The following is a 21,378-nucleotide window of genomic DNA, read 5'->3' as shown; positions in this document are numbered from 1 at the left end:
TGAACTGGTAAATATGTCAGGCTTTAGTTTCCTTGCTTAGTCTTCCCTTGGTTTTGGTGACTTCCCTGTAACTCATGACCATGCTCATCACACCTAACACTCCAACCACAGTAATGACCAGGAGGAATCCCACATCTATCGCATTGAGGTTAGGTATCGAGATTCCGGTGGATACTGCCCAGTTATCAATACTAGGAAAGAGCACGATCAGTAGACCAACCAATGAGAAAGTGAACCCACCGTAGTATAGAACCCTTCCTGCAGTTTTACTACCTACGTATTTGATGTCATCCTCAGTGAGCTTTTTCACCTTCATTAGATTCGCAAACAATGCCCCAAAGATTATCTGCATGGTCATGGTGCCTAGACCAAACATCACTCCAGGTAAGGGGGCAAATAGCACGCTTGGCATTCTGGGTGCAAGCACGAAGGTAATGATGGAGGCATATGCTCCGAAACCGAACCCAGCGATCAATCCGTGTACAATGGTCATCTTTATTGGTGGATCTTTCAATTCGTTCCTCTCTGCCATGGGATCGTGATGTTCACTACCTAGCAACTTGTCTATGGGTAGGTGAATGTACCTTCCCTTAAGGATGTAGGATCCGGCTATGGCCATAACTATTCCCACGATAATGTATACTGGTCCGTCAAGGTTATACCTGTTGTAAATTTCAGCTAACCCCAAGAATCCTAGAGTAGTCAGGAGCGCTCTCTGAACGGTAAAGCCCAGGGAGAATAGGAACCCTGCCTTCATACCTCCCTTGGTGCTGTACTTTCCCACTGCGTAACTGAAGGTAATGGGCCAAGTATGCTCATCAGGGGTCGCTCCATGCATTAGACCTAGAATAAAAGAGATAACTAGAATTTCGGTGATAGTAAGGTTCTGTGGAGGGTTCAGGACAAGTTCAATCAGATTCATTTCCATCAAATATTAGGGTAACCCTAAAGAATATAAATCTTTCCTTTTTGTTTGGAGAACTCTTAGGAGATGGCATGGGAAAGCCCATGGAAATTTCAGTATGTTGTACTCTGATCAAGACAGAGTATCATGTTAATGAGACAAATGTTCAGGCTATCGGTTTACAATTAGTTTTCCATGGCAAGAAGATTCTGACACGCTTTAGGAGACTTTAGGAGTTGAAAAATGCGGTTTCCCTTTTAAGGAATACGCGAAGAAAGTGATTAGTATGGAAATCAACAATGACATGGAACTTCTGGAAATCCTTAGAAGCGCTAGGGCCGAGGGTAAAACGGTATCCGTAATAGGAACCGGAACCCATTCTCATAAGACGGCTGACGTAGTGGTGTCCACATTAAAGATGGCAGACTTTGAGATAAAGGGGCAGGAAGTAATTGCTCAGGCTGGGTCCTCTGTTACCAAGATAAGGGAGGAAGCTATGTCCTCTGATCTTCTTTTCCCGTCACTGTATGACGGTACCGTAGGGGGATTGCTTGCCCTGAATGAGGCATATCCAATTTCAACCGGATACGGAACTCCCTACATGTTCACACAATGGGCTAAGATAGTAACCCCTGTGGGAATCTTAAAGTGGAAGGGGTTGATTGGTTCAAAGGGTCTTCTTGGAGGGTTCACCGAGGCCTCGATGAAACTTTACCCCCGCCCACACAAGGTTGTTACGTTCACTAAGAGGGTTGAAACCGAGGAACTTATCAAGTTGTATAGCCAAGCAGTGGGGATGAAACCCCTCGCGTTCCTGGTCGAGTATGATAATGGGTACAGGTTACACGTGTCTTTAGCGGAGGGCGAACTTGAGGGTCTAGAGTCCTATGAGGGGGTTCCCGTGGTTGAGGAGAGTGATAAGGGGAGCTACATGGTGAAGACAGAGGATCTGAGCTCCTTCATGAAACTCATGGAAGCGGTCAAACCAATTTACGCATATTATATACACGGAGTCAAGTGGAGCAAGGTTTATACATCGGAGGAGAGCGAGCTCCACGGATGGGAGTATTTCCCTACTGCGGATGTACCTAGTATTGTGAAGAAGTTAAAGAGAATTCTGGATCACTGGAGTATCCTGGTTTAGTGTTCCTTCTAGTCAACAAGACTCAGCTTGGAAACTATCAATCCCTACCTTACCTTTCTCACAGGCTGAGGAAAACCTATATGTTCATTTGACCTTTCTATCCCATGAAATACACAGAAAGTGCTCCCAAACTTTTCATGAACACAGGAACAAAGTTTCACAGATCTCTAATTTTTGCTATGGGCGTTGTAAAGTATTCGTGTGCCAGGGCTAACGCGACCTTGGGAATTCTGGATCAGCAGATAGGAAAGGCCATTGAACAGGCATCCATGGAACTCATGGAGGGTAAACTCGATGATAAGATTGTTCTTGACGTATTTCAGACTGGTTCTGGAACAGGACTTAACATGAACGTTAACGAGGTCCTAGCCGAGAGGTCTTCTCAAATTTCGGGCCTCAAGGTCCATCCCAACGACCACGTAAACATGAGTCAATCCTCCAACGATACGGTCCCCACGGCTATCAGGATCGGCGCAGTGAAGCAAGTTCAGGACAAGTTAATTCCAGCCCTAGAGGGAATAATCAGCTCTCTAAGAGAGACTGGAGATAAGTACTCATCTGTGATAAAGTCAGGTAGGACACATTTAAGGGATGCGATGCCCGTCACCCTTGGCCAAGAACTTCATGCCTATGCCGATGCCCTATCTCACGATCTTAACATGCTTAAAACTGTTCTTGAGTACGTTAAGGAGATTCCCCTTGGAGGGACTGCGGTAGGCACCGGTGTAAACTCCCATCCCAAGTTCAGGGAAACAGTTATCACGGTTATCAATCAGGTTACAGGGCTAGGATTCACCTTGGCCAACCCATTCAGGGGCCTAAGATTTCTCACAGACCTCCTAACCCTAAGCGGGATCATGAGAACAATCGCTGTAGAACTTTACAGGATGGCCCAGGACTTTAGGTTAATGTTCTCAGGACCCATGACGGCCATAGGCGAGATAGACCTTCCCACACAGGAGGAAATTGCTGGGAGTAGCATTATGCCGGGTAAGACAAATCCGGTTACTGCAGAGGCCTCAATGTTAATCGCTGCCCAGGTGGTGGGCCTAGATCAAGCCAACCAGTTTGCGTCTAACCTTGGGGAGTTCGAGCTAGCAATGGGAGTTCCCTTGATAGGCCAAAACGTCGTGACCCAAGTTGATCTCCTTTCCGAAGGTCTAAACAAGTTCTCCTCCCTGTTAGTAAAGGGCATGGTTCCCAATCAGGAAAAGATGAAGAGATACGCTGAGAGTAGCCCGGCTCTAGTTACTGTGATCTCCCCTATTGTGGGATATGATAAGGCGTCTCAAATAGGGAAAATGCTAAATCGTGGGATGTCGATCAGGGAGGCCCTAAAGGAACTAGGATTTAGTGATAAACAAATAGATGATATTCTGGATCTTAGTAAACTTATCAAGCCTGGGATACAAACTAAGTAGAAGAATAAAATAGTTCTTATTTTTCCTACTTAAGATAAAAATTAGATATTTTTATATCGTTTTATTAATTAACTCAATTATTCTCGCGTTTCAGTTAAGTGGAACGTATAGCCATCGGAACAGTCTTAAATAGAGGAATGTTGAATTCCTCTTGGATAAAGATGAAAAAACTCCTAATCCCTGCACTAGCCCTTCTAATGTTGGGACTATTTGCATCAATTTTTGCAGTATCCACGATCTCAGGTTCTGGTCAGAGTAACCTGACTGTAGCTTACCAGAGATACGACAGCGTCTACGACGTAGGACTTTCACTTCACGGAATTCGTGGGCTTCAAGATCTAAATGGTACAGTTTATTATTACGTATCTAACGCGACCTACACTTCCACTTACTCAGGCGAAAGCGTTAAGGCAGAGGGCAGTTCAACGCTATACCAGCTCAATCTCGGTAGCGTAAAGAACTACAAGGGCAATATCAGTGTTAGTCTCTCTCAAGCCGGGACCCTGACAGTGACGTCAGAAATACCTCAGCTCATTAGACTAATAGTGAACACCTCTGGAATGACGGAATTGGTTTGGGCTGGATTCGCAAGCTCCAATTCCTCTATCACCACACAGGCCTACGTGAACGAAACAGGCACTCTTACCCTAGTCTTTAGTAATGGAACATCCCTAGTTAACGTCACACTACCGCTCGCCTTGGGCAACCATGAGTTCAGCGAGAGTCTGAACTTAGTCCAGGTAACCCCTACCGCAATAGCTCACTCCACTAGGGAAGTCGAGGTTCAGCAAAACTTCCCAAGGAGGTATGCACCAGAGGAGGATGAGCTACAGGTAAGTAATGAAAGCGTAAATGCCACAACCAATTACAACACCACCCTAGCCTACTTTAACGGTTCACTGGTTCCAGCCCTGGTTTGGAAGGGTGAAGGATTTGCCCTAATGGATCTAGGGTTTGGTAAGTTCGGTGTGTCAGGAAACTCCTACTACCAATTCTCCACAATCGAGTTCTTTGGAGTGAACGGTACAGTGCTAGGCTACGTCCACAACAGTTACCTTTCCAAGGAAGGGAGCAGGCACGGGATTGTGTCTAACTCTTTCTCAAGCTTAGTTGCTGGAGAACTAAAAATGGTTACAGGCCACGTGACTCCGCCTAAAGCTGAGACAGAGGCCGAGGTAGAGGTTCATGGCGTACCAGTGGTGGTTGTGATAACTTCCAATGATTCCGCTGAGTCTACCGCCTACGTTAATCTAACTCATCCAGTATACGTAGTGGAACATGGTCATGGTAATGGCGCTCACCTGGTCGAGGTATCAATCAACGGCACGTATGATTTCTTTGTGATTACTCCCAGCGGAAGAACCATTAATGTAACCGTAGTCAGGCCAGAGAACGTTACTGAAACAATAATCAACATGACCGGTCATCAGTATCCAGCCCAGAAGATAGTGGTAAATGCCAATGGAAGTATATTGTTTAACGTCACTTTGTTGAAGAATGAGAGCGTTGCGGTCTACAAGGAGGTTAATGGGACTCTGGTTGCCTTGAACTCCACCAACTACTTCGTGGTGAACGGTAAGCTCGTGGTCTATGACGATCCGTCAAATACCTACTATGCAGTTTACGGGGCAACACCTACCACCACATCTAGCACATCTACAACATCCAGTACATCCACGTCCACTACGTCTCCTTCCTCGACTTCTCCAAGCTCAGGAAACACGCCGCTATATATCGGGATCGTTGTAGTTGTAATAATCGTTGTGGCAGCAATAGCAATCTTTATGAAGAGAAAATAACGAGCGACAAGTAAAGGAAAGACTTTTATTTTTTCAACAAATTTTCAGTCGTGAAATGGCTATTATTTACAATACTGCTAGCAATATCACTTTTTCCCATGAACTTGTATGAGTCTAACACCTCTACCACCCTTAGCGCAGGTCAATACGAGTATTTCCCGCTCAACGTTAACACAACAGAGATACTTTCCTACTCCTGGAATTCAACAGGTAGTGTTGCAGTGATGGTAATGAACCAGACCCAACTTCAAGAATTTCTCAATGGTACAGGAAGCCCCTACAAGGGGTTGGTTATCCTGAATTCATCGTTCAGCAATCAAGTTCTGCTAACTCCCGGTAAGTATTACTTTGTGCTCTACGCCTACCTACAACAGGTAACCCTGCAGTACAGCCTGAAACTGGTTCCAGCTCAGGTGTCCTATACCCTTCCGGTGGGGTATCAGGAAAATTATCAGTTGAACCTAAGCTATCCCTTTCATCTTTACCTCTATCTAGTTTCCAATAACTCGTTCTCTGTGAGGGTCACTTCAGGCAACGTTACTTACTTCAGTGCAGCTCCCTCCAGGGATACTCCTCTTACTTTCGTCAATCACACGTTAACCCTCAGCCCAGGCAACTATTCCATTACTGTGGTTAATCCTGGATCCTCAACGATAGCCGTTTATTCCTCAGTGCTGTACGCCTCCACTTATCCAGATCCCTTATCCTTGAATAGGACAGATTACCCTATGGGAGTGGCAAGTTATGGCCTATTTAACAGGTCAGGGGTACCAGTCCCGTACGTGGTCAAGGCATCCTCCGTAGTGGGGTTTGCAAATATTTCCTCTATCTTTGCTTATAATCAGACTGCTGAGAAACTGAATGTCTCCCCCTATTCGGCGAGTTTACAGTTAAATGTCCCACTGGTCGTGATAAACGGAAAGCAGAACCAGACTTACTGGGTACAGAACGTGATAGTTTTCATGACTAATGAGTCGACCCTATGCTACGAGTCCTCCGTCTTAAACGTGACTAACGCGAATGCCACCTTAACAAACATCTCTATACAAGGGAGAGGCGGAGTGTATCCGCCCTTCAATAATGGAATATACTATACCTACAAGACTAAGGGAGTGCAGTACAAGACGCCCCTATCTCTCTTGATCTCCATAAATGTATCAGTGATAAAGAAACTTGGAGTGAGAATAGGCTTCGATTATAAGGTGCTTGAGAACGGTTCGGTAGTTAACGGTAGCTGGAACCAGTTTGATTCTCCTCTCATTCTAGACTCGGGAGTGTCACAGGCCTATCTTTACGTGGATGGATATAACTCCCCATCTACCCTGAATTTCTATGATGCTGAACTAGTTTTTGGAGGCGGAGGAAACGGAGAGGTGGCATATTTCCAGAACCTTTCGGCTACCCTTGCCATCTTCTACTATAACGGATCTCTTCATCCCTTCCCAAGTGTGTATAGCTTCGGCGCAGATACTGCCGAGGGCACGAGCGACTTACACGTGTCATTAATGAATGGTCTGGTTTCCGTTTCTAAGGGTCAGGACAACCCAGTCTTTCTCACGAACCAGTTTAATGCGTCCATACCGGTATTGCGAGTTGTCGTTAATCATGTTCAAAACAAGAGCTCTGTGTCTAACGTTACCACTACTACAACTCATACGAACACATCAACTTCCACCAGTTCCAATGTTACCAAGAATACTGTACCTCCACCAAGTAACACTAGCCAGACTTCTAGCGCCCCTACGAAGAAGGGTGGGCTTCCCCCTTACCTTCTACCTGGGCTAGTGATTGCCGTAATCGTCGTGATAGTAATATGGGTGCTCATTAACAGGTTCAGAAAGCCCGACCTGAATATATGAGCTCATAATCCTTTTCCTCTACACCTTTGGACAAATTTTCTGGGTAATACCGGTTACTAAACTAGGTTTTTTACTATGTTTTTGATTAGTTGATTAATGAACATAAGGCAACTGAGGATATTGACCCTTTTACTTGAGGGGGAACTAAGTACATCAGAGATCGAGGAATATACGGGAATAAGCGGACCACGTTTGAAGAGAGAGTTGGATGCACTCATGAGGCGGGATCTAATTGAGCAGAAGGCCATAATAGGCGGAGAACTCATCCTCAGTATAACACAAAGCGGAATAGAGGAGTTAATGAGGGAATATCCAGTACTCAAGGATCTACTAGAGGAAATAGAGCAGGTCCTTTGCCTGAGATTTGGTTGTTGAGTACAAATATGAGTCACAGAATGGCTTAGCCTTCCTCCACGAGGGAGACCTGTATTTCAATCTCAAACTCCCTTCTCTCTCCACTGGCCAGGGTAATTAGGCCTATCCCGTTATTGAAGGCGTTGGGGGCTCCACTCATGGGTTCAACGGCGACTGCACCAGGAATTCCAGTGTATAGTTGAACGAAATCCATTCCAGGCTTGGAGATCTTCACCCTCGAGTAATTGGACGAAAGGATCACATCTCCCGGTAAATAGAAGCAGTCGTCGTAATCTCCTTGCGTGATGTTGAAATCTATCATCTCTCCCGTAGGTATCTTCTCCCTCATGACGCATCTCTTGCCTTTACTAGGTGAGATCCTCCAGTCCCCCTTCACGATGAAGTATGGATGTGTCCCCACGACTAGGGGAGCCTCATCTCCCTCATTTTTCACTGAGATTGTACACCTTAACTCGCTCCTCAGAGAATAGTTCACCTCCACGTTTAACCTGGAGGGATAGCCCTGATCCCGGAGTTCCGTGCCCAGTCTCACTTCCCTGTCATCCCTGAAGAGGATCTGAAACGTCTTGTCCATTACTAAACCGTGAATGGCATTTCCCTCCCTGTTCAGCGGAAGGTTGTAAACTCTTCCCTTCCACTCATATCTGCCCCCCTTAACTCTGTTGGCAAACGGAAGAAGTATCGCCATTCCTCCCCTAGTTTGTCTTTCCTGGCCCTCAGTGATCACGTTCTTTCCCTTCATCTTGAAGGATGTAAGGTATGCCCCCCTCTGGTCAATTATTGCCTCCAACTCTCCCGAAGATATCCTTACCTGCATGTATGAAATAGCGGACCTAAACTAAAAAGTAACATGTAAGTTAACTCCGTTTACTAGTTTCTAAGATTTCTATAATACCTCAGTTTAATTGAATAGAGCATTACGTAAGTTTATGCTTGAAACGAAAAGTATCTGCCCATACTGTGGAGTAGGGTGCGGTCTTATACTTGAGGGTGAGAATAACGTAGTTGCGAGAGTGTATCCAGACCGCGATCACGTGGTTAGCAAGGGTCACATATGCGGTAAAGGGAGTACAGCCCACGAACCTGGAAATAGTTGGGACAGGCTTCTGTATCCCCTGAAAAGAGAAAAGGACATCCTAGTCAGGATTTCGTGGGACGAAGCTATCCGAGAGATCGCGTCAAAACTCTCGGAGATAAGGAGCAAGTACGGTCCTAGTGCCATAGGATTCTACGGAGGTTGCCAGAACACCCTTGAGGAGGGATATACCATGATGAAGCTAGCAAGGGCCTTAGGAACCAATAATGTGGATTCATGTGCGAGAGTTTGTCACGATCCCTCAGCTACAGCCCTAAAGGAGATGGTAGGCCTCGGTGCAACCTCAACCTCAGTTACGGAGATACCCAAAAGCAAGGTCTTGGTTATAGTTGGAGAATCACTAACCGAGAGCCATCCCGTCCTAGTTCAGTATCTCTCGATGTTGAAGAAAAATAACGGCAAGGTAGTAGTGATAGACCCTAGGGTAACAGGAACTGCGAGGTTGGCTGACCTTCACCTCAGGGTTAGACCTGGTACAGACATTTACCTGTTTAATGCCGTTGCCAACTACTTGATCTCCAACAACATCTACGACAAGAAGTTCGTTGAGGAAAGGGTGGAAGGATTCGTTGAGTTCTCTAGGCTTGTTAAGTCCTACACAATCCAAGGAGCAGAGGAAATAACGGGGATAGATCAGTCCGCTATCCTCGAGTTTGCCAAACTAATATCGCAGAAACCTGTCATCTTCTCCTGGGGTCTGGGGCTTACCCAGACTGGAGGGCCTAAGGCAGTCCGTAGCCTAATTAACCTCGCCCTGCTTACAGGCAATGTGGGTTTCGAGGGAGCGGGCCTCCTAGTATACAGGGGACAGACCAATGTACAAGGATCAGGAGATATGATTAAGCCCAACGTGTTTCCCAATGGTCCCATGACGCTGGAAACGGCGAGGGAGCTGGAGAAGCTATGGGGTTTCTTGCCTCCCACATGGGAAGGTAAAACTGTAACTGAAGCCCTCCTTGAGTCGGACATGAAGGCCGTGGTACTCATGAACTTCAACCCTGCAGTGAGTTTCCCAAACAGACAGAAGGTTGAGAATTTCTTGAAGTCCCTAGAGCTTCTGGTAGTTATGGATCCCTTCATGACAGAGACCGCAAGGTTTGCACACTACGTCCTGCCGTCGGCTATGTGGACCGAGAAGGAGGGTTCCGTCACCAGCCTTGATAGAGTTGTGAAATGGAGGTTTAGGGCAGTATCTCCTCCAGGAGAGGCGAAGGAAGAGCTCGAGATCCTGTCCCTCCTCGCAGATAGACTGGGATTCAAGGGATTTTCCAGGGATCCAAAGGAGGTATTCAAGGAATTGAGGAGCGTGGTCAAGATCTACTCTAACTTAACTTTGGATCAGGTCATGGACTACTCATCCCCCTCAAGATACCCAGAGAACGACCCAGTTCTCTACAGAACAAGGTTCTATACTGCAAGTGGGAAGGCTAAGTTGAAGTTTGAGGAACAACCAGAACCCAAGAAAGGTCTCATCTTGATAACGGGCAGAGCGGTAACTAGGTACAACACAGACGAGATGATAAGCAGAACACCTGGATTCGGCCAACTTACACCCGTGATTTACCTTAATCCAAGGGACGCACAAAACCTGGGTATCAAGGATAATGACCTGGTAAAGGTATCCTCAAGATGTGGTATGGCAATCCTAAGCGCCAAAATCTCCCCCGACGTGTTAGAGGGAACAACTTTCGCGTATATGCACGTCCACAGTATCAATAATGTAGTCTGTGATGAGCTGGATCCAGAAACTAAAACTCCGAGATATAAGTACACTGAGATAACTATAACAAAAATTGAATGGGTCTAGGAGGTCTTTAACTCCTTCTTTAGTTCCTCGACAGCCTTCTTTATTTCGTCCATTGATGCTTCGTCCTCTATGGTGGTTAAGTCGCCAGCACTCGAACCCATCATCACTGCCTTTATCACCCTTCTCATGACCTTCCCAGACCTTGTCTTAGGCAACTTATCCACGAAATGAATCTGCGGACTAACAATGGGCCCCATGACCTTCCTAACGTGTGACTGTATGTCCTTAGCCAGTTCAGAGGAAGGAGCGTAACCTTGCTTTAGCACAACGAACGCGTGAACCTCTTCTCCTTTCACTGAGTCTGGCACGCCTATGACTGCTGCCTCGGCAACCGATGGGTGAGAAGTGATTGCTGATTCCACTTCCCCAGCTCCAATTCTGTGGGCTGCAATTTTTAGAGTCTCGTCTGCCCTACCCAACACCCAGATGTATCCATCCTCATCCACCATGGCGAAGTCTCCTGGATAATACAGGGAACCGAACTTGCTAAAGTACGTCTTCTTCAACCTCTCCCCATTATCGTTCCACATCCCCATCATCATGTTAGGCGGGAAGGGTGGCCTCATTACAAGGTATCCTCTCACTCTAGGGGCAGAGGGATTTCCGTTCTCGTCCAGAACCTCCACGAAGTTACCGGGTAGAGGGAAGCCTGAGGCTGGACCCGACTTCATTGGCATGTAAATTATACCCGGAAGGTAGCCCAGGTTCGGTGCGCCTGTCTCAGTTTGCCACCACTGATGGGACATGAATACCTTTCCTCCACCTAACACTTCTAGCCCCCACTTCCACGGAGAGTAGTTAAGCACTTCCCCGTTCGTCACAATTATCCTGATGGACGAGAGATCGTGGTTCTTCACGTATTCGTCCCCATACTTCATGAAGTAACGCAAGGCTGTAGCTGAGGTGCCGAAAGTGGTTGCCCTGTATCTCTCAATAATCTCAGCCCACTTGTCTGGGTAGGGATAGTCTGGGGCGCTCTCGTAAATGACAACCGTTCTCCCCATGATAAGGGGGGAATAGGTAATGTAGGAGTGGCCAACTATCCAACCAATATCTGAGGTGTTGAAGAGAACGTCGTTCTCCTGGCTAAGGCCGTAGCTCCACAGTAGCATAACGGCTGTCCCGGTCAGATAACCACCGGTAGAGTGCATAATTCCCTTAGGTTTACCGGTGGTCCCAGAGGTGTAGAGAATGAAGAGTGGATCATTGGAGTCCATCCTTTCAGGCTCCACGTACCTGTACTTGCCGACCTCGTCGAAGAAAACGTCTCTTCCCTCCTTCATGTTTACATCCGTTTTCATCCTCCTATACACGAGCACGTGCTGTACTGGGCTCCTTTCTCCAAGGGAGTTTAAGGCCTCGTCGACAGTCTTCTTTAACTCCACAACCTTTCCCCTTCTGGGATAGGCGTCAGCAGTGATCACTACCTTCGCCTTGGCGTCCTCAACCCTGTCGGCTATGGCTTGCGAACCAAAGCCGGCAAATATTACGCTATGAATTGCACCTATCCTGGCCGAGGCCAGCATTGCAGCTATTCCCTCTGGGGTCAGGGGCATGTATATGGTCACCCTATCCCCTTTACCAACTCCTAGGGATCTGAGCGCATTGGCCCACCTATTAACCTCATAGAACATGTCCTGATACGTCACGATCTTCCTTTCCCCTAACTCACTTTCCCAGATGACCGCAGCCTTGAACTTTCTGGGGCCGTTGAGGTGTCTGTCGACAGCGTTGTACGAGGCATTTATCTTACCTCCTATGAACCACCTTGTCATCGGGTCTTCCTGTCTCATGGTCTCCTTCCAAGGCTCATACCAGTCTAGCAGGTCCTGTGCTAGAGATCCCCAGAACTCTGCAGGTTTTTCCTTACTCAACTTCATGAGGTGAGCGTAATATCTCATGTTATAGTCTGCCTTCTCCTCTAGTTCCTGTGACCCGGTCTTCAGGGTCTGTTCCTCAACCATAATATATCGCATAAACATGCTTATACAATATTAAAAAGGATTACCCTCAACTCTAAGGCATAGTAAAATGAGGCTTGACTTTCTGTGGTTTAACCTTTACTCGAGTACACTAGCGTTTATTTCTTTATGAATTGCTCATCACGATGAAAACATAATTACTTCGTGGTATAGTGAGATCATTTTCAATTCATTCATCTCATCTTCATTTAACTTAGACTGCTCATCCACACGTAAACCCCATAAAACTATTTGTCAATATATGGCATTATACCAAATTATTTCTAATTATATTACTCCCAACACTTACAATATAACAATGATTTTAGCATACTAAAATGAAAAAGACTTATGGTAATTCCTTATCGCCTTGAAAAAAGGATAAAGTAAAGTGATAGATAGTAGAAAGATTTTTAATAATTAATTTCGGTCTAGAGTTTGATATGTCAGGAGAAAAGTCTCAAAAAGCAGGGGATTTTGGGTTAGAATCCGATAAGCAACTAAGAAGATCTCTAGGAAAGTTCGAGTTGCTATATCTTTCACTGGGAGGAATCATAGGATCAGGATGGTTATTCGGAGCCCTATATACCGCGGAAGATGCTGGTGGATCTGCTATATTGTCTTGGATAATCGCAGGAGTACTCGTTCTTTTCGTCGGTCTAGCTTACTCTGAATTAGGTTCTGCCATACCAAAGTCCGGCGGTATAGTGAGGTATCCGCATTATTCTCATGGAGGTGTAGCTGGATATATTATCACGTGGACCTATTTTCTTTCCGCGGCATCGGTTCCTGCCATAGAGGCCACAGCCACAGTAACCTATCTATCTAGCTTGGTTCCAGCACTTACAGTAAACGGAGTGCTAACTCCACTGGGCATACTGACAGCATATCTATTCCTTCTATTCTTCTTCTTCCTTAATTACATCGGTGTAAATATACTAGGAAAAGTTACACACGGTGCAGGTTGGTGGAAGTTACTGATTCCCTCAATAACCGTAGTAATTCTTCTTATATTTTATTTCCATCCAGCTAACTTCACTCTTGGCGGAGGATTTTTCCCTTCTGCTTCTAATGTTGCTGCTGGTTCATCAGGGATCTATGGATTTTCTGCAGTACTTTACGCAATTCCGACTACCGGTGTAATATTTTCCTACCTAGGTTTTAGACAGGCAGTAGAATATGGTGGTGAAGGTAGAAATCCAAAGAAAGATATTCCCTTTGCGGTCATGGGCTCCCTAGTAATTGCGCTTATTCTATACACACTTTTACAGGTAGCATTTATAGGAGCAATAAACTGGAACGCGCTCACTGTTACAAGGGGAAATACAACAGTACCTGTTACGCCAGGCAACTGGACAGAGTTAGGTCAAACTGCCATTTCATCGGGACCATTCTATCAGATTTTCAAACTAGCGGCTCCTCTAGGTCTATTATCATTAATTTTCAGTGGATGGGCATACATACTGCTTCTAGATGCTGTGATTTCTCCGAGCGGGACAGGGTGGATCTATACTGGTACCAGTACTAGGACAATGTATGGCTTCGCTACAAACGGCTACTTGCCTGGTATCTTTCTAAAGGTGGGTAAAACTAGGATTCCAATTTACTCTTTGATAGCCGCGACTATCATTGCCGCAATATTCATGTTACCCTTCCCATCTTGGCAATCGCTGGTTGGTTTCATAAGTTCGGCCACAGTCTTTACCTACATAATGGGAGGGATAGGGCTTGAGACTCTCAGGAAGACCGCCCCAGAACTCAATAGGCCGTACAAGTTGCCCTTAGCAAGGGTTATAGCGCCAATTGCTACACTTGCGGCGGGCCTGATAGTGTATTGGTCAGGTTTTGCCACCCTGTTCTACGTTATCACTGGGATATTCTTGGGATTTGCCTTATTTTTTGGCTACTATGCCTTCAAGGTTATGGGAATTAATAAGGCGTTTTCCGCTATCGTAGGATTGGTAAACATAGTGGTGACCCTAGTGTTAGCCTTTGAATTCTACGGTGCCACCTCCGGTCTAACTGCAGCGAACAATGTGGCGTTCTTGATCTATATCCTAGTCATGGCAGGCCTAGTAGCGTTTGATGTGGGAGTGCTTCATGCATTTGGCAAGGGTGAAGATGTGAAAAGGGAGATAACTGCTAGCTACTGGTTGCTAGCCTACATTTTCGTAGTAGCCATCATTTCATACTTTGGAGGTTTCGGACTAAATCCGGTGATTCCATTCCCCGAGGACACCATTGTGGCTGCAGTGGTTACTCTAGCAGCCCACTATGGGGCAGTGAAAAGCGGATTTAGAACTCAGGCCATACAAGATATCCTAGAGGAAACAAGGGAGACCCCACCCTAATAGATTCTTTTTTATCCTTTCTATTCCATTTCTTCTTCATGTGTTCTGGCATACATGCTATACCTTCAGGTCCTGGAGAGTTCCCCGAGGCCGTTTACTCCTTTGTGGTATGCGATAAGATGAACGTCATGATAGATGCGGGTGTAGCGAATTCTGTCATGGACGCTAGCTTTCTAGACAAGCTAGATTATGTTGTGGTCACTCACCTTCATATAGATCACGTGGGAGCCCTCTCAGAGATAGTCCAGAGGTATAAGTCAAAAGTCATAGTTTACCAGGGCTATTCCAAGTACCTAAGAGATCCCACGAAGATCAATAGGGATGCAAAACTCGTGTTAGGAGAGGTGGCGGAAATTTACGGGGAAGTTGCGCCAACGGAGGCTAACTTCCTTGAGGTTAAGGGAGGGGAGGAGATTGACCTTGGAGAAAGGAAAATGAAGATCATCTACACCCCGGGTCACGCAAGACATCACATATCAGTGTTCATAGACGGTATTCTCTACTCCGGGGACTCGGCTGGAGGAAGGTATAATGGAGTTCCTATTCCCACAACACCTCCGCCACTTGACCTAAAGAGCTACCTAGAAAGCCTAAGGCTCCAGATGTCTCTCTATCCTAGAGCTGTAGGACTAGCTCATGGTGGTCTAGTTTCCCCATCGCATCTTCAAGAGCACCTGAACCAGATATTAAGCAGGAACTACAAGGTTAACGTGGACCTAGGGGGGATAGCGGAGCAAATATTGAGCAAACACCTAGAGGTAAATTACAAGGGGCTGGAGGAGGCCTATAGTTCACTGGATAGCTCCTCAAACCCATGATCCTTTTCTTAAATCTAACAGGAAAAGGCTTAAAATTGTTTGTTTTCTCTATTTGTGATGCCATCACCCCTAGACTATCCTGACTTCAAGAGGTTTGTCATTAATAACGCGATCACGTCTGGGGTCTTTCCGCTAAGCGAAATGACCGTGATGTGGCTATTTTATCTAAACTTGCACAATCTTCTCCTCTACTCGCTGGTAGCCTCCTCAAGGGTCATAGCAAGGATTGCAGTCTCTCCGCTTGCTGGGTATCTGGGGGATCGATACGACAGGGGAAGAGTTATTTTCCTGACCAAGGCCATATCACCAGGTTTTCTTGTCGCTCTGGCTCTCCTCATGGGTTTTCACGCGTATTTACTGGGAATATTGGTCGTGTATGCGAGGGCCTTCAACTCCGAGATAACTACTCAGACTGGTTCGGCGTCAATTGTGACAATGGTTCCCAGGGAAATGATGTCAAGAGCAATCTTCATAAACAGGTCATTCAAGGAACCGTCAACCTTGGCCGGTACCTTGGCCTGGCCCTTTCTCCTCAACGTGTTAGGCCCATACGTACTCTTAATCTCAGCCACAGCCCTAGCCGTCTCTCTTCCCCTAATACGTAACCTAAAGATAAATCAAGGAAAGAAAGACGTGAATCTCCTCACAGGGTTCAGGTTATTTCTCTCCAAGTCTGAGGCTAGGGGAGCCATACTGGGTTTAGCTATTGATCAGGGAGCAATCTCCTTTCTAGTTAACTACACTCCTCTCCTGGTTTCGCTTGAGGGAGGCACGGAGATCTTTTACAGCCTAGCTCAGGCTGCCTTTTATCTAGGAATACTTTCCGGGTCCTACGTTGTCACAAAGTTAAAGAGTTCAGCCGTGATGGACATAATCAACTTGGTACTCAAGGTTTCACTCTTTCCTCCTCTTCTCCTCCACACACCGTGGGCCCTCCTCTATTCCATGTTCGCCTTGACCTTCGCCGATGCTAATCTCGAGATAATGTGGTTCAGAGCACTTAGGAAGGGAGCAGGGGATGACTATTTAACAAGTATATTGGGCGTTGACGAGTTAATGACCAATGTTGCGAGGGTGGGAGTGCTGGAGACGATACCCTTCCTTCTTCCTGTAGGGCTATTTACGTTGGTTGGACTTGGTCTAGTACTCATTGGCGGGGAAGGGTTAATTCACCTGCTTCACAGAGAGATCCTCGAGATAGAAAACTGAACTCATTCAAGCTGGGATGGGGTAACCCTTTCACCAAACTTTCTCATGGACTTGTCAATCTCTAGCAATTGCCTGTCCAGTATCTCTATGACCTCGCTAGGCGTATCCTCTATGCTCAGATAGATGTCCTTGATTCTCTTGAACTTCTCCTTATACCCCTTGAGCCTGATAGTGAATTGGGCCTCATAGCTTTCCCTCGAATAACCCTTACCCAGCACCTGTGAGAACAACCTGAATAGATCGTCATATGTGGGAATGTAACCAATGGGGGTCCGTATAGAGTCAGCCTTTCCCTCAAGTCTGTCTGCTATCCACCTCAACCATACCCTCTTATCCTCCTTGCTGTTCAGGAAACCCTTCTCGTCCTTCAGGAAGTAGTTAGCGCTGTATATCCTGGGAGTCTTGCTCAATCTCTTTCCAAAATCAAGGTAGTTACTAAGGTATTTACCCAGCGACACCGAAATGAAGTCTAAGAGTGCCATGGGATTGAACTCCATCTCGTCAGACTTCCCTAGAACAGCGCTGGTTCTGGCTGACTCCATGGAAGCTCCCATGGTTATGACTCCATGGCCCCAATCAAATGCCTCGGCTATGGGGACAAGTGTGTTGTAATCCTTGACCCCAAATATCATGGCCTCAACTTCAACTCCTTTAGGATCCTCATATCTCGGATCAAGGTTTCTAAATGATGTGAGCCTAACTGTGAACCTAGCGTTGGGGTGACTTGCTGGGATGGGTTTCCCATTCTCGTCTTTCTTCCCCTTCCACCATTCCCCGGCGAAATTTACTCCCTTTTCAGGTTCAGGTTCTCCACTCCCCTCCCAGTAAACCGTACCGTCCGGTTTCAACAGCACATTGGAGAAAATTACTTCGTCGTTTTGATGTAGGACTTCCCAGATTATGGGATCGTCTCTGGAATTGATTCCGTGAATTATACCGAAAACTCCCGACTCAGGGTTCCACGCCCTTGGGCTTCCCTCCACGTTCCTAATGAAGGCCAGATCGTCACTTATCAACTTGCCCAACATGGAGGTGCTGGTCTTACCCGAGCCTGAGGGGAAGGATGCAGTAATGTAGTGTGTCCTCTCACCATCAATTCCTATGATAGCCATGTGTTCAGAGAGCCACCCCTCCTTAACTGCCATGTTCAGGGTCAACCTCAGTGCCAGCTTCTTGAGTCCCACACTGTTTCCAGCGTAAGTTGTGTTGACGCTGTAAACTGTCCCATCAAGATCTATGGCTATCCTCCTTTTCTTGATGTCCTGCGTTCCCTTAGAGTGAACAAACCTCAGGAAATTTACGTTACCGCGGAATTCCTTGAAGGCACTCCTGTATAGCATCAGTTCGCTGTGTATCACATAAGCCGAGTCGGTGACCTGAACAGCAAGGATTCTATGCTTCGAGTTAACCGGGCCCAGCGAGTAGAAACCCACAAACATTTCTCTGTTCCGCATGGACCCCTTGAGGATTCCCAGAACTTCCTTCAGTCCCTCCTCTTTGGGCTTAGTGTTCACGAAGGGAATCTTTCCGCTCAGAATAAATGTGTCCTCCCTGGCCCGTGCCTGATCCAGAGGGTGGTCGAAGTGAATTGTGTGGTTTCTGTTACGCAGGGGTATCTCCTCTCCGTTTTCCAAGGCCCTCCTCTTCACGTATTCCAAGTCCTCCCCAGTTCCCTCCACTAGATAAACGCTATCTGGTTCACATAATTCTACTATGCTAGATAAAAAGGTAACAAGGTAATTATTATTAAGCTGATTTAATTTGCTTAACATTGAAGAAGAGAGTCTCCCCCTTAATGATTCGGGAAAAACTTCCATATTAACCATGCGAAATCCTTACTTAAATTCTTTAAACATGAAAAGTTTATATGATCGTGAGTCCTTAGGAGCTAGTGAGTTCATATTCTACGTGTAGACTTTAGGGGAGTTTAGACAACAAAACTTAATTTAAAACTAGTTCTCCTCTATCCATGAAAGTTCCAATCATCCTTGTGAACTTTAAGGTCTACGAAACCTCTTACGGCAGAAGAGGTCTGGAAATGGCCAAGATTGTTGAGAAGGTTGCACTGGAGACGTCAACTGAGATAATCATTGCGGTCCCAGCCACTATGATAACTAGAGTGGCCGAGTCGGTCACAATACCCGTATATGCCCAGCATGTGGATGGGGTTCCCGAAGGTGCCCATACGGGAGCGGTGACGCCAGAGCTGATAAAGGACGCTGGGGCCAAGGGAAGCTTACTAAATCATAGTGAAAGGAGGGTAAGGATGGACGAGATGGACGACGCCCTAAAGAGGATGAAAAAGTTGGGTCTAGAATCAGTGATCTGCGTGGATAGATATGAACTGGTTGCTCCCATGGCTCTTCTTAAACCCACAGCAGTTTTGGTGGAACCACCCGAGTTAATAGGCACGGGCGTGTCTGTGTCCAAGGCTAGACCAGAGGTCATAACGAGCGCAGTGGACGAGATAAGAAAGGTGCAGGGAGTTTACCTCATTGCGGGCGCAGGTATCACTTCAGGTGAGGATGTATATGTTGCAATGAAGTTGGGCTCTGATGGAGTTGGAGCTGCCAGTGCCATCATGAAGGCAAAGGAACCCCAAAAGGTTCTCCTTGATTTCGTAAATGGGGCAATAAGGGCGCTTGAGGAAAGATAAAAACACAAGTTGCGATACGCGTTAACCCATTTCCTCCTCCAGCATTTTCGAATACTTTTCTAGGACTCTTCTGACCTCCTCCTGCGCCTGTTCGTAAATTCTTACGGCCTTGATCACCTTGGGATCAATATTCGTTCCACCCGCGTTCTTCCCTCCCTTCTTCATCTGTATTCCACCGATTTCCCCATTGATCCTCCTGACGTATTGCCACGCAAACTTATACGATACCTTCATCTCCTCTGAGGCTTTGGCTATGGAGCCTGAGTCCACAATTGCCTTGACCAGGGCAACTCCGCCCTTTCCCATCACAGGTTTTCCCTCATCGTCCTCAATCCAGATCTTGAAATTAAACTTCATAGATCAGGCCCATTGGGATATAATATATTCATAACATTTTCAATCTTTTCCTTAACTTCAGCCAGATCATCTCCTAGAACGTTCACGTGCCCCATCTTCCTCCTCTTCCTAGCCTCGCTTTTTCCATACCAGTATAGGGTTCCGAGCTTTAGGATCTCCATGGGAGGAGAGGCTATGCCCAGTATGTTTATCATCCCCGAGAAGGTAAGCACTTTGGTACTCCCTAGTTCCAATCCAGCCAGGGCCCTAACGTGTTGTTCAAACTGGGATACCTCAGCTCCGTCCAAGGTGTAATGGCCCGTGTTATGAACCCTGGGAGCAAACTCGTTGATGAGAACCTTTCCATCCTTAACGAAGAACTCTATTCCTATTACGCCAGTGTAGTTTAACTTTCTCGTGAGTTCCTCGGCAATCTTCACCATCTCCTCGTTACCGAAGGGCCCGTAATTATAGACGAGGATTCCCTTCTCGTTGTAATTGAACGTCGGAGGATAGGCCCTGAACTCGTTCCCCCTCCTCACAGCTATTATTGAGGCCTCATAGTCGAAGTTGACCAGTTCCTCAACAACGAAGTAATCGTTCTCATCCCTAAGGAAAGAGTATTTTTCAGGGTCTCCCCTCACGAAGAACTGCCCCTTTCCGTCGTAACCACCCTTGGATCTCTTTATAACTCCCGTGCCATTGAACTCGTTCTTGAGAACCCTAAGTGCCTCATCTCCACCCCTCACAGTGACGAAACGCGGTACCGGTAATCCTTCTCTTCTAAGAAATTCCTTCTCTAGATGTCTCACCCTCTTGAGCTCGACCGCATTCATTCCAGGCATTAGCTTGTTAAGGTCCCTAGCTAGTTCAAGTGGCTTATCATCCACGTGCTCAAACTCGTATGTGACGACGTCGCACTCCTCAATAACCTTCCTGTACTCTTCCTTGAAGCAGTTGGCAATCTTGCAGGCTGGATCCTCTTTCTCTCCGTATACGTGGAAGGAGATTGGAAACTTCAGTCCCTCAAGAACCATCATCCAGCCAAGTTGTCCTCCCCCAAGGATACAGAACTTAAACGAGTTCCGTGGAGAGTACGTCATTCCTCATCTCCTCCATGAACTTTCTCATCTTCTCTCCCAGCTCAGGGTACTTCACGGATAGTATCCTAACCGCCAGTAGGCCAGCGTTCTTTGCCCCTCCGATGGCCACAGTCGCAACGGGGACGCCGTAGGGCATTTGCACAATCGAAAGAAGGGAATCAAGACCGTTAAGGTTCCTCGATGGAACCGGTACTCCTATAACGGGGAGATGGGTTAGTGAGGCCACCATACCAGGGAGATGGGCAGCCCCTCCAGCCCCCGCAATAATAACCTCTATACCCCTCTCATGAGCCTCCTTAGCGTATTTCATCATGAACTCAGGTGTTCTATGGGCAGAAACAACCTTGACCTCATAACTAACCCCGAAGTTTTTCAGGATATCCACGGCCTCCTTCATGACTTCCCAGTCGCTCTTGCTTCCCATTATTACTCCAACGAGTGGCATGATTAAGTAAGGAGAATACTAGTACATAACGTTTAACTTAAGGGGAGTTTGTGAATCTGAGTTCTTATGTTTAGAGTTGTTCAAGAGTGCGTGA

Annotated in this window: 17 protein-coding genes; 10 read left to right on the top strand and 7 right to left on the bottom strand. The window is 46.5% G+C overall.

Going from position 1 to position 21,378, the window contains the following annotated elements:
* Positions 1-16: 16 nt before the first annotated feature.
* Positions 17-922, bottom strand: coding sequence for a hypothetical protein (locus MSED_RS07420; protein WP_048060330.1), 906 nt, complete (start codon positions 920-922; stop codon positions 17-19).
* 268 nt (positions 923-1,190) lie between these two features.
* Here MSED_RS07420 and MSED_RS07415 point away from each other — a divergent pair, with 268 nt between their 5' ends.
* The 5 genes from MSED_RS07415 to MSED_RS07395 all read left to right on the top strand — a co-directional run bounded on the left by MSED_RS07415 (position 1,191) and on the right by MSED_RS07395 (position 7,502).
* Positions 1,191-2,048: an FAD-binding protein gene (locus MSED_RS07415; protein WP_012021407.1), complete on the top strand. Its 858-nt coding sequence runs from the start codon at positions 1,191-1,193 to the stop codon at positions 2,046-2,048.
* A 104-nt stretch (positions 2,049-2,152) separates the two neighbouring features.
* A complete protein-coding gene (locus tag MSED_RS07410; protein WP_012021406.1) occupies positions 2,153-3,469 on the top strand; it encodes a class II fumarate hydratase in 1,317 nt (438 codons plus the stop codon).
* 161 nt (positions 3,470-3,630) lie between these two features.
* Positions 3,631-5,268: a hypothetical protein gene (locus MSED_RS07405; protein ID WP_225938842.1), complete on the top strand. Its 1,638-nt coding sequence runs from the start codon at positions 3,631-3,633 to the stop codon at positions 5,266-5,268.
* 50 nt (positions 5,269-5,318) lie between these two features.
* The gene (locus MSED_RS07400; protein ID WP_053094467.1) at positions 5,319-7,127 is read left to right on the top strand and encodes a thermopsin; all 1,809 of its coding nucleotides are present in this window, start codon (positions 5,319-5,321) and stop codon (positions 7,125-7,127) included.
* Positions 7,128-7,223: 96 nt separating this feature from the next.
* Positions 7,224-7,502, top strand: coding sequence for a helix-turn-helix domain-containing protein (locus MSED_RS07395; RefSeq protein ID WP_012021403.1), 279 nt, complete (start codon positions 7,224-7,226; stop codon positions 7,500-7,502).
* Positions 7,503-7,527: 25 nt separating this feature from the next.
* Here the strand turns inward: MSED_RS07395 and MSED_RS07390 are convergent, their stop codons facing one another.
* Complete coding sequence (locus MSED_RS07390; RefSeq protein ID WP_012021402.1) at positions 7,528-8,319, bottom strand: aldose 1-epimerase; 792 nt, start codon at positions 8,317-8,319, stop codon at positions 7,528-7,530.
* A gap of 112 nt (positions 8,320-8,431) precedes the next feature.
* Between MSED_RS07390 and fdhF the strand changes: the two genes are divergently transcribed.
* Positions 8,432-10,405: a formate dehydrogenase subunit alpha gene (gene fdhF, locus MSED_RS07385; protein ID WP_012021401.1), complete on the top strand. Its 1,974-nt coding sequence runs from the start codon at positions 8,432-8,434 to the stop codon at positions 10,403-10,405.
* Here the strand turns inward: fdhF and acs are convergent.
* The gene (gene acs / locus MSED_RS07380) at positions 10,402-12,369 is read right to left on the bottom strand and encodes an acetate--CoA ligase (protein WP_048060101.1); all 1,968 of its coding nucleotides are present in this window, start codon (positions 12,367-12,369) and stop codon (positions 10,402-10,404) included. The genes fdhF and acs overlap by 4 nt on opposite strands.
* Positions 12,370-12,809: 440 nt before the next feature.
* On the opposite strand from acs, the gene MSED_RS07375 reads away from it, so the two are divergent.
* The 3 genes from MSED_RS07375 to MSED_RS07365 are packed head-to-tail and all read left to right on the top strand — an operon-like array spanning position 12,810 to position 16,744.
* Complete coding sequence (locus tag MSED_RS07375) at positions 12,810-14,717, top strand: APC family permease (RefSeq protein WP_012021399.1); 1,908 nt, start codon at positions 12,810-12,812, stop codon at positions 14,715-14,717.
* A 38-nt stretch (positions 14,718-14,755) separates the two neighbouring features.
* Positions 14,756-15,535, top strand: a complete 780-nt coding sequence (locus MSED_RS07370) for an MBL fold metallo-hydrolase (RefSeq protein ID WP_012021398.1) — start codon at positions 14,756-14,758, stop codon at positions 15,533-15,535.
* 57 nt (positions 15,536-15,592) lie between these two features.
* Positions 15,593-16,744 (top strand): MFS transporter, encoded by a 1,152-nt coding sequence (locus tag MSED_RS07365; RefSeq protein ID WP_012021397.1) that lies wholly within the window; start codon positions 15,593-15,595, stop codon positions 16,742-16,744.
* 2 nt (positions 16,745-16,746) lie between these two features.
* Here the strand turns inward: MSED_RS07365 and MSED_RS07360 are convergent, their stop codons facing one another.
* Positions 16,747-18,561, bottom strand: a complete 1,815-nt coding sequence (locus MSED_RS07360) for a phosphoenolpyruvate carboxykinase (GTP) (protein ID WP_048060328.1) — start codon at positions 18,559-18,561, stop codon at positions 16,747-16,749.
* 152 nt (positions 18,562-18,713) lie between these two features.
* Here MSED_RS07360 and tpiA point away from each other — a divergent pair, with 152 nt between their 5' ends.
* Positions 18,714-19,400, top strand: coding sequence for a triose-phosphate isomerase (gene tpiA, locus MSED_RS07355; protein ID WP_012021395.1), 687 nt, complete (start codon positions 18,714-18,716; stop codon positions 19,398-19,400).
* Between the two features lie 21 nt (positions 19,401-19,421).
* Here tpiA and MSED_RS07350 read toward each other — a convergent pair whose 3' ends face one another.
* From MSED_RS07350 to purE, 3 genes are read right to left on the bottom strand one after another with little or no spacing between them, the layout of a single operon-like run.
* The gene (locus tag MSED_RS07350) at positions 19,422-19,757 is read right to left on the bottom strand and encodes a winged helix-turn-helix domain-containing protein (protein ID WP_012021394.1); all 336 of its coding nucleotides are present in this window, start codon (positions 19,755-19,757) and stop codon (positions 19,422-19,424) included.
* On the bottom strand, positions 19,754-20,839 hold the full coding sequence (locus tag MSED_RS07345; protein ID WP_012021393.1) for a 5-(carboxyamino)imidazole ribonucleotide synthase: 1,086 nt from the start codon (positions 20,837-20,839) through the stop codon (positions 19,754-19,756). The genes MSED_RS07350 and MSED_RS07345 overlap by 4 nt, the downstream gene beginning before the upstream one ends.
* Positions 20,811-21,284 carry a 5-(carboxyamino)imidazole ribonucleotide mutase gene (purE, locus tag MSED_RS07340; RefSeq protein WP_012021392.1) on the bottom strand — a complete coding sequence of 158 codons (474 nt, stop codon included), beginning with the start codon at positions 21,282-21,284 and terminating at the stop codon, positions 20,811-20,813. Before purE ends, MSED_RS07345 begins: the two co-directional genes overlap by 29 nt.
* Between the last annotated feature and the right edge of the window lie 94 nt (positions 21,285-21,378).

The sequence above is a fragment of the Metallosphaera sedula DSM 5348 genome (assembly GCF_000016605.1).
Taxonomy (GTDB): Archaea; Thermoproteota; Thermoprotei_A; order Sulfolobales; family Sulfolobaceae; genus Metallosphaera; species Metallosphaera sedula.
The sequence above is the reverse complement of the archived record's forward strand: the minus strand, read 5'-3'. Positions and strand labels throughout refer to the sequence as shown.

What these genes read in the sequence shown, in the direction of transcription:
- MSED_RS07420 (WP_048060330.1), bottom strand. Translation starts at nt 922, where the DNA reads ATGAATCTGATTGAACTTGTCCTGAACCCTCCACAGAACCTTACTATC.
- MSED_RS07415 (WP_012021407.1), top strand. Translation starts at nt 1,191, where the DNA reads ATGGAAATCAACAATGACATGGAACTTCTGGAAATCCTTAGAAGCGCT.
- MSED_RS07410 (WP_012021406.1), top strand. Translation starts at nt 2,153, where the DNA reads ATGAAATACACAGAAAGTGCTCCCAAACTTTTCATGAACACAGGAACA.
- MSED_RS07405 (WP_225938842.1), top strand. Translation starts at nt 3,631, where the DNA reads ATGAAAAAACTCCTAATCCCTGCACTAGCCCTTCTAATGTTGGGACTA.
- MSED_RS07395 (WP_012021403.1), top strand. Translation starts at nt 7,224, where the DNA reads ATGAACATAAGGCAACTGAGGATATTGACCCTTTTACTTGAGGGGGAA.
- MSED_RS07390 (WP_012021402.1), bottom strand. Translation starts at nt 8,319, where the DNA reads ATGCAGGTAAGGATATCTTCGGGAGAGTTGGAGGCAATAATTGACCAG.
- fdhF (WP_012021401.1), top strand. Translation starts at nt 8,432, where the DNA reads ATGCTTGAAACGAAAAGTATCTGCCCATACTGTGGAGTAGGGTGCGGT.
- acs (WP_048060101.1), bottom strand. Translation starts at nt 12,369, where the DNA reads ATGGTTGAGGAACAGACCCTGAAGACCGGGTCACAGGAACTAGAGGAG.
- MSED_RS07375 (WP_012021399.1), top strand. Translation starts at nt 12,810, where the DNA reads ATGTCAGGAGAAAAGTCTCAAAAAGCAGGGGATTTTGGGTTAGAATCC.
- MSED_RS07370 (WP_012021398.1), top strand. Translation starts at nt 14,756, where the DNA reads ATGTGTTCTGGCATACATGCTATACCTTCAGGTCCTGGAGAGTTCCCC.
- MSED_RS07365 (WP_012021397.1), top strand. Translation starts at nt 15,593, where the DNA reads ATGCCATCACCCCTAGACTATCCTGACTTCAAGAGGTTTGTCATTAAT.
- MSED_RS07360 (WP_048060328.1), bottom strand. Translation starts at nt 18,561, where the DNA reads ATGGAAGTTTTTCCCGAATCATTAAGGGGGAGACTCTCTTCTTCAATG.
- tpiA (WP_012021395.1), top strand. Translation starts at nt 18,714, where the DNA reads ATGAAAGTTCCAATCATCCTTGTGAACTTTAAGGTCTACGAAACCTCT.
- MSED_RS07350 (WP_012021394.1), bottom strand. Translation starts at nt 19,757, where the DNA reads ATGAAGTTTAATTTCAAGATCTGGATTGAGGACGATGAGGGAAAACCT.
- MSED_RS07345 (WP_012021393.1), bottom strand. Translation starts at nt 20,839, where the DNA reads ATGACGTACTCTCCACGGAACTCGTTTAAGTTCTGTATCCTTGGGGGA.
- purE (WP_012021392.1), bottom strand. Translation starts at nt 21,284, where the DNA reads ATGCCACTCGTTGGAGTAATAATGGGAAGCAAGAGCGACTGGGAAGTC.